This is a genomic window from Arthrobacter sp. Hiyo1, assembly GCF_001263615.2.
GTDB lineage: Bacteria > Actinomycetota > Actinomycetes > Actinomycetales > Micrococcaceae > Arthrobacter.
In genome coordinates, this window is record NZ_DF952469.1 from 455,846 (window position 1) to 462,262 (window position 6,417).

Sequence of the window (6,417 nt, forward strand, 5' to 3'; positions counted from 1 at the left end):
CACATGGCTTTAGCGGATTCCTTGTGCTCCGCCGTACGGCAGGAAGCCCACCTTGGCGTAGACGTCGGCGAGCGTGGCCGAGGCGATCTCGCGGGCTTTGTCCGCTCCGTGAGCCAGGAGCCGGTCGAGTTCTGCCGGATCGGCGAGCAACTCGTTGGCGCGGTCCCGGATCGGCCCGAGGTGGGCCGCAACGAGTTCAGCGAGGTCGACCTTCAGGTGGCCGTACATCTTGCCTTCATAGTCCGCGACGATTTTCTCCACCGGCTGGCCGCTGATGGACGAGTAGATGCTCAGCAGGTTGGATACTCCGGGCTTCGCTTCGCGATCGAAGCGGATTTCCGTGCCGTTATCCGTGACTGCCGACTTGATGCGTTTGGCCGTGACCTTCGGGTCATCGAGCAGGTTGATCAGGCCGGCAGGCGACTCCGCGGACTTGGACATCTTGGCCGTGGGGTTCTGGAGATCGTAGATCTTGGCCGTTTCCTTCTGGATAAAGGCCTGCGGCACCTGGAATGTCTCGCCGTAGCGGCTGTTGAAGCGCTGGGCGAGGTCGCGGCTGAGCTCAATGTGTTGCCGCTGGTCTTCGCCTACGGGCACCCCGTGTGGCTGGTACAGCAGGATGTCGGCCGCCTGCAGGATCGGGTAGGTGAAGAGCCCGACGCTCGCGTGGTCGGAGCCGTGTTGCAGCGACTTGTCCTTGAACTGGATCATGCGCGATGCTTCGCCGAAGCCCGTGATACAGCCCAGGACCCACGCCAGCTGGGCGTGTTCAGGAACCTGGGACTGAACGAACAGTGTGCACTTGTTGACGTCTACACCACCGGCGATGTACTGCGCAGCGGTGACGCGCGTACGGCGGGCCAGCTCGGCGGGATCCTGCGGCACCGTAATGGCATGCAGGTCCGGGATAAAGAAGATGGCGTCGTACTCATCCTGCATGCGGACCCAGTTGACCAGGGCACCGAGGTAGTTGCCCAGATGGAGGGAGTCAGCAGAGGGCTGCATGCCGGACAGCACGCGGTGCTTCGCCCCGGCGGCCAGTTTGGTTGATGTTGCCTTGGCTGCGGCTGCAGCGGGTTCAGTCGTGGTGGAACTGGTCATGAGGAAACTTTCGAAAGCCTAGAGCTGGTAGTCGACTACCAGCGGTGCGTGGTCGGAGAAACGGGTGTCCCATGACGGCGCCCGGTCGACGACGGCCGAAAGAGCGGCTGCCGCGAGTCCGGGAGTGGCCATGTGGTAGTCGATGCGCCAGCCTGTGTCAGTGTCAAAGGCCTTACCGCGCTGGGACCACCAGGTGTAGGGGCCATCGACATTTCCTGCCAGGCCCCTGTGGACATCCCTCCATCCGATCTCGTCGCCGAAGAAGCGGTCGAAGTACGCGCGCTCCTCAGGAAGGAAACCGGCACGCTTGGTGTTGCCCTTCCAATTCTTGATGTCCAGCTCCGTATGGCCCACGTTCAGGTCGCCGACCACCAAGGCATGCTCGCTGTGCTTGGCAAGTTCCGGAAGCCTCGTGGTCATGATGTCCAGGAAGCGGTACTTGTCCACCTGCTTGGGTGTGTCCACTTCGCCGGAGTGCACATAGGCGCTGACGACCGTCAGGGTAGTGTCCTTGCCGCCGCCGTCCCGAACGACGTAGTCCGCCTCGACCCAGCGCCCAGTCGTGGCGAAGTAGTCGTCACCGATACCCACGCGGGTGGCGACGGGTTCCTGCCGGGAGGCAATCGCAACGCCGGCGCGGCCCTTTGCCTCGGCTTCGGCGTGCAGGATGTACCAGCCTTCGCCGATGAGCTGGTGGACCACCTCATCGGGCGCGCGGACTTCCTGCAGACACAGGATGTCGACGTCGCGCGGTTCCAGCCACTCCGCCATGCCCTTCTTGTAGGCGGCGCGAATGCCGTTGACGTTGACCGTTGCGATGCGAAGGAAGTCCTTCTTCAATGCCGAGCTCACCCCGTCCACTCTAGTCGATGATGGTGCCCGAGACGGGCTCGTCGCCGCCGCCGGATGACTTGATCATGTCCCGGGCATTGCTTGACGTGATGGCGATGGTTTCCAAGGCGCGGTTGATCGTGTCCTGATCGGCGGCGTCGCCCTTGGCGCGTTCGTCCTCCACCACGCGGACCTGCACCTGGACAATCTTGAAAGAGTGGTCCAGTTTGAGGTCCCGCATTTCGTCAGCTTCGCTCCGTTCCGAGACCACCCGTGTGCCACCGTGGTCGGCGCTCGACGACGACGGCGCCCGGCCGGTTGCCGCGTTGAAGGCGTTCTGGGCCTCGGTGAGTTTTTCACCGGCCCTCCTGGCGGCCTTCTGGATGCTGAAGACCACGAAAGCGGCGAGCGCGAGCCAGCCAAAGGAGACAACCGCAACGATCCAACCGACGACGTCGTTGTGGTTGGCGGCGAAGATCACGGCCACCAGGAAAGCGATGATCACCACGGTCATGCCCAGTCCACCGATGCGGAAGCCTTTGAAAGGGCTCCTGGCGGAAGCGGTCGAGGGAACAGATGACGGGGAGTCGCCGAGGGATCGCATGCACCCATTGTCGCAAACTCCGCGCGGCGAACCGCCCGCTTCCACCCCCGGCGAACAGCCCGCGCCGCTATTTCAGGAAGAGCTTGCGCAACCTTCCGGTAGTGAGCGTGATGCCGAGTCCGATCATCACGAGGTAGTAGGCGATATGGACTGCCGTGGCCGGGCTGAAGGAGCCGATGCTGATCTGCCGCAGGAGTTCCACGCCATGCCAGAGGGGCATTGCTTGGATGAGCCACTGGATGTATTGCGGATAGACGCTCAGCGGGTAGAAGGTAGCGCTGAAAAGGAACATGGGCAGCATGAAGAAGTTGATCCAGTCCATCTGCTGGAACGTCTTCATGAAGCTGGTGATGCCCATGCCGAAACTCGCAAAGCCGAAAGCGATCAGTACTGAGGCGGGGATGACGAGGATGGCCCATGGCGTGGTGATGAGTCCCATGACGGCCATGACGGCCGTGAACCCCGTGGCATACAGGAGTCCGCGCAGCAGGGCCAGGAAGATCTCCCCGATGGCTACGTCCAACGGCCCGAGGGAGGTGTAGAGCATTCCTTGGTACAGCTTGGCGAAGTTCATCTTGAAAAAGACGTTCCAGGTGGAGTCGTAGACGGCGCCGTTCATGGCGGACACGGCCAGGAGCGCGGGCGCGATGTACGCCGCATAGCTGATTTCCTGGCCGCCCGGTCCCGCCACGGTACCCACAATCGGGCCGAGTCCCACGCCCATCGAAATCAGGTAGAGCACCGGCTCGAAGAATCCGGATACCAGGATCAACCACGTGCTGCTTTTCGCTGCCATGAGGCCCCGGGACACAACAGCAAGCGCGTTGCGGGAGTACAGCGGGCCGAAGGTACGTTCACGGGCGGCGTCGGTGGCGCTGTGGCCTCCGGTAAGAACGCTCATGCTCCCATCCTCCTGACGAACTGGCGCCGCGTCAGCGTCCAGCCTGCGGCGGCGGCGCCCACAAGGAACAGGACGTGGGCCAGGGTCAACAAGGGATTCTCCTCGAGTCCGTAGGTGAAGACGCGGCCAAGCTGAGTGCCGTGCCAGACCGGGGAGATCCAACCGATCCAACGCACTCCAAGCGGCAGCGAATCCAGCGGGAAGAAGGTGCCCGAAAACAGGAACAGCGGCACCACGATGAAGCGCTGCACCAGCGCGAACTGGCCGGAGTCTTTGGTGATGGTCGAGGCATAGGCCATGAGCGGCAGCCCGAAGGACAGTCCGGCCACCGTGGCAACTATCGCCGACACCCAACCCCACGGACTCGGCGAGGCACCGAACATGGCCACGATGGCGAAGTACACCACCGATTGCACCAGGAACTTCAAGGCACTCGCCATGATGTGGCCCGCGGCGATCTGCTGCGGTACCAGCGGGGAGGCGTGCGGGCCAAAGAACACGCGGCGCCACTTGAAGCCGTCCATGATCGGGTAGGAAAAGTCTCCCGACGCCGTCATGACCGCGGATGAGACCAACAATGCCGGCGCGATGAAGGTCAAATAGTTCACTCCACCGAACACCGCTGCGCTGTTCGCATCCACGAGGCTCGCCAGCCCGATTCCCATGGCGAACAGGTAGGCCACCGGCTGCCCCACGCTGTACAGGAACACGGACCAGCCGTAGCCACGCATCACTCGGAGGACCTGCTCGGCGTAGAAGAAAGATCCCCAGCGCTTCGCCCGGCTGGCTGAGACGGCAGGCGAGTGGGCGCTAGTCAACGAGGCTCCGTCCGGTCAGCCGGAGGAAGACGTCCTCCAGCGAAGAACGCCGCACCAGCGACGTCAGGGGACGGAGCCGGCGTGCGGAGACTTGCTCCAGGGCCGATTCGCCGTCGTTCGCGTAGATGAGCACCCGGTCCGGGAGCGTCTCGACGCGTTCGCCGATGCCCGCGAGTTCGGCGCCGATAGTGGCGTTGCGTTCCGAACCGAAGCGCAGTTCCAGCACCTCGCGCGTGGAATATTCGCGGATCAGGCTGGCAGGCGAACCTTCGGCCATGATCCGGCCCTTGTCCACCACGATCAGCCGGTCGCAAAGCTGTTCGGCCTCGTCCATGTAGTGCGTAGTGAGGATCAGCGTGACACCTTGCTCCTTGAGCCTGAACAGCCGGTCCCAAAGGATGTGGCGCGCCTGCGGGTCCAGTCCCGTAGTGGGCTCGTCCAGGAGCAGGATCTTCGGCTCGTTGATCAGCGAGCGGGCAATCGTGAGGCGCCGTTTCATGCCGCCCGACAGGGCATCGACCCTCGACTTGGCCTTGTCCGTCAGCTGGGCGAACTCGAGCAGTTCATCAGCCTTGGGGCGCAAGTAGCTCAAGGGCAAGCCGAAGTAGCGGCCATAGACAATCAGGTTTTCGCGGACCTTCAGTTCCTCGTCCAGGTTGTCCTGTTGCGGTACCACTCCGAGGTGCGCGCGGACTTCCGGCCCGTGGGTTTCCGGGTCCAGGCCCATGATGCTGAGCTTCCCGGACGTGCGCTGGGAGACTCCGCCGATCATTTTCATGGTGGTCGATTTGCCGGCACCGTTGGGGCCAAGCAGGCCGAAGGACTCCCCTGCCGGGACCTCGAACGAGATTCCGTCGACGGCGATGAGCTCGCCGTAGCTCTTGGTGAGGTTTTCGGCGGTGATGACTGCGGGTGGGTTCATCTGGAAGCTGGCTGACGTGGAGGAAGATCGGGTGGCTTCATTGTGCACCCCAGCAGACTAGTAGAGCCAAGGAATACGTGAAAGAGGTATTCCGCAATTTTCTGGACTAACCTGCTGGACCCTTCGCGACATTCTGCTGGATCATTCCGCACCTCAGGCCCTGGAACCGCGTGGTTCCAGGGCCAGAGGGTTTATCCAGACGAATGATCCAGCAGAATCCGCAGTTTCGTCACTTCGTGGGATGTGCCCGCAGCACTTCCAGGCGTTGGCGGTACTCGGTCTCGTCGATTTCGCCCCGTGCGTAGCGCTCCCTCAGCACGCTTTCGGCGCCCTGTGTTGCTGCCCAGTAATGGTTCCGGCGCCACATCCGGCGGCCGAAAAAGATGAAGAATCCGATCACGAGGAACCAAAACAGCGGGATCAGGAGGAAAAACGGCCAGAAGACGAATCCGTCCCCCGGTCCGTGAACGACGTCGGCGGGCAGCTGCGCGGCCGCGGCGCCGATGGTGGTGCTCAGTGATGTCAACATGTCCAGTCCAAACTCTCAACAGGCCGTATCTCGGCTCTGTTTCCAGTCTTGTTTTTGGCCCGTCGAAACGCGTCGGCCACCGGGAGTCACTTGCGGCCAGCTGCCTACTCCCCCGGGAGACCCCAGGCCAGGGCTAGCTGCTCCAACCCGGCCGCACCAGGCCGGACTCGTACGCGAGCACCACCAATTGCGCACGGTCACGCACCAGCAGTTTGGTCATGATCCGTGAAACGTGCGTCTTTGCCGTGAGCGGGGTGATGAACAGCCGCTCGGCGATCTCTGCGTTGTTCAGGCCCTCGCCAACCAACGCCAGAACTTCCCGTTCGCGCTCGGTGATTTGCTCCAGCGGCACTGTCTTCGACGCCGCCTTGCTGTGCAGGGCAAGCTGGGCCATGATGCGGCGTGTCACCGACGGCGAAAGGAGGGCGTCGCCGTCGTGCACTACCCGCACGGCCCGGATCAGTTCCTCCGGTTCGGTGTCCTTGACGAGGAAGCCCGCGGCGCCCGCGCGCACGGCTTCGGCGATGTATTCGTCCAGCTCGAAGGTCGTGAGGATGATAATGCGCGTGTGCGCGAGTTGTGGGTTGGCCAGGATTTGCCGGGTTGCGGCCAGCCCGTCGCCATCCGGCATGCGGATGTCCATGAGCACGACGTCGGGTGCCTCACGCTCGGCCAGCCTGACGGCGTCCCGGCCGGTACCGGCTTCGGCCA

General features: G+C 63.2%; 8 protein-coding genes. All 8 read right to left on the reverse strand.

The window, feature by feature from the left end:
* Window positions 1-9 precede the first annotated feature (9 nt).
* The gene (gene trpS / locus AHiyo1_RS06500) at window positions 10-1,101 is read right to left on the reverse strand and encodes a tryptophan--tRNA ligase (RefSeq protein ID WP_059387996.1); all 1,092 of its coding nucleotides are present in this window, start codon (window positions 1,099-1,101) and stop codon (window positions 10-12) included.
* Between the two features lie 18 nt (window positions 1,102-1,119).
* On the reverse strand, window positions 1,120-1,953 hold the full coding sequence (locus tag AHiyo1_RS06505) for an exodeoxyribonuclease III (RefSeq protein WP_059388003.1): 834 nt from the start codon (window positions 1,951-1,953) through the stop codon (window positions 1,120-1,122).
* 10 nt (window positions 1,954-1,963) lie between these two features.
* Window positions 1,964-2,536 (reverse strand): hypothetical protein, encoded by a 573-nt coding sequence (locus AHiyo1_RS06510; RefSeq protein ID WP_059387997.1) that lies wholly within the window; start codon window positions 2,534-2,536, stop codon window positions 1,964-1,966.
* Between the two features lie 67 nt (window positions 2,537-2,603).
* Window positions 2,604-3,437, reverse strand: a complete 834-nt coding sequence (locus AHiyo1_RS06515) for an ABC transporter permease (protein ID WP_059387998.1) — start codon at window positions 3,435-3,437, stop codon at window positions 2,604-2,606.
* A complete protein-coding gene (locus tag AHiyo1_RS06520) occupies window positions 3,434-4,255 on the reverse strand; it encodes an ABC transporter permease (protein ID WP_059387999.1) in 822 nt (273 codons plus the stop codon). The genes AHiyo1_RS06515 and AHiyo1_RS06520 overlap by 4 nt, the downstream gene beginning before the upstream one ends.
* Window positions 4,248-5,177: an ABC transporter ATP-binding protein gene (locus tag AHiyo1_RS06525; protein ID WP_059388000.1), complete on the reverse strand. Its 930-nt coding sequence runs from the start codon at window positions 5,175-5,177 to the stop codon at window positions 4,248-4,250. The genes AHiyo1_RS06520 and AHiyo1_RS06525 overlap by 8 nt, the downstream gene beginning before the upstream one ends.
* A gap of 229 nt (window positions 5,178-5,406) precedes the next feature.
* Window positions 5,407-5,706 (reverse strand): SHOCT domain-containing protein, encoded by a 300-nt coding sequence (locus tag AHiyo1_RS06530; RefSeq protein ID WP_059388001.1) that lies wholly within the window; start codon window positions 5,704-5,706, stop codon window positions 5,407-5,409.
* Between the two features lie 133 nt (window positions 5,707-5,839).
* Window positions 5,840-6,417: response regulator (locus AHiyo1_RS06535; RefSeq protein WP_059388002.1), on the reverse strand; the 578-nt coding region annotated here is incomplete at its 5' end.

What these genes read in the sequence shown, in the direction of transcription:
- AHiyo1_RS06530 (WP_059388001.1), bottom strand. Translation starts at nt 5,706, where the DNA reads ATGTTGACATCACTGAGCACCACCATCGGCGCCGCGGCCGCGCAGCTG.
- AHiyo1_RS06515 (WP_059387998.1), bottom strand. Translation starts at nt 3,437, where the DNA reads ATGAGCGTTCTTACCGGAGGCCACAGCGCCACCGACGCCGCCCGTGAA.
- trpS (WP_059387996.1), bottom strand. Translation starts at nt 1,101, where the DNA reads ATGACCAGTTCCACCACGACTGAACCCGCTGCAGCCGCAGCCAAGGCA.
- AHiyo1_RS06525 (WP_059388000.1), bottom strand. Translation starts at nt 5,177, where the DNA reads ATGAACCCACCCGCAGTCATCACCGCCGAAAACCTCACCAAGAGCTAC.
- AHiyo1_RS06510 (WP_059387997.1), bottom strand. Translation starts at nt 2,536, where the DNA reads ATGCGATCCCTCGGCGACTCCCCGTCATCTGTTCCCTCGACCGCTTCC.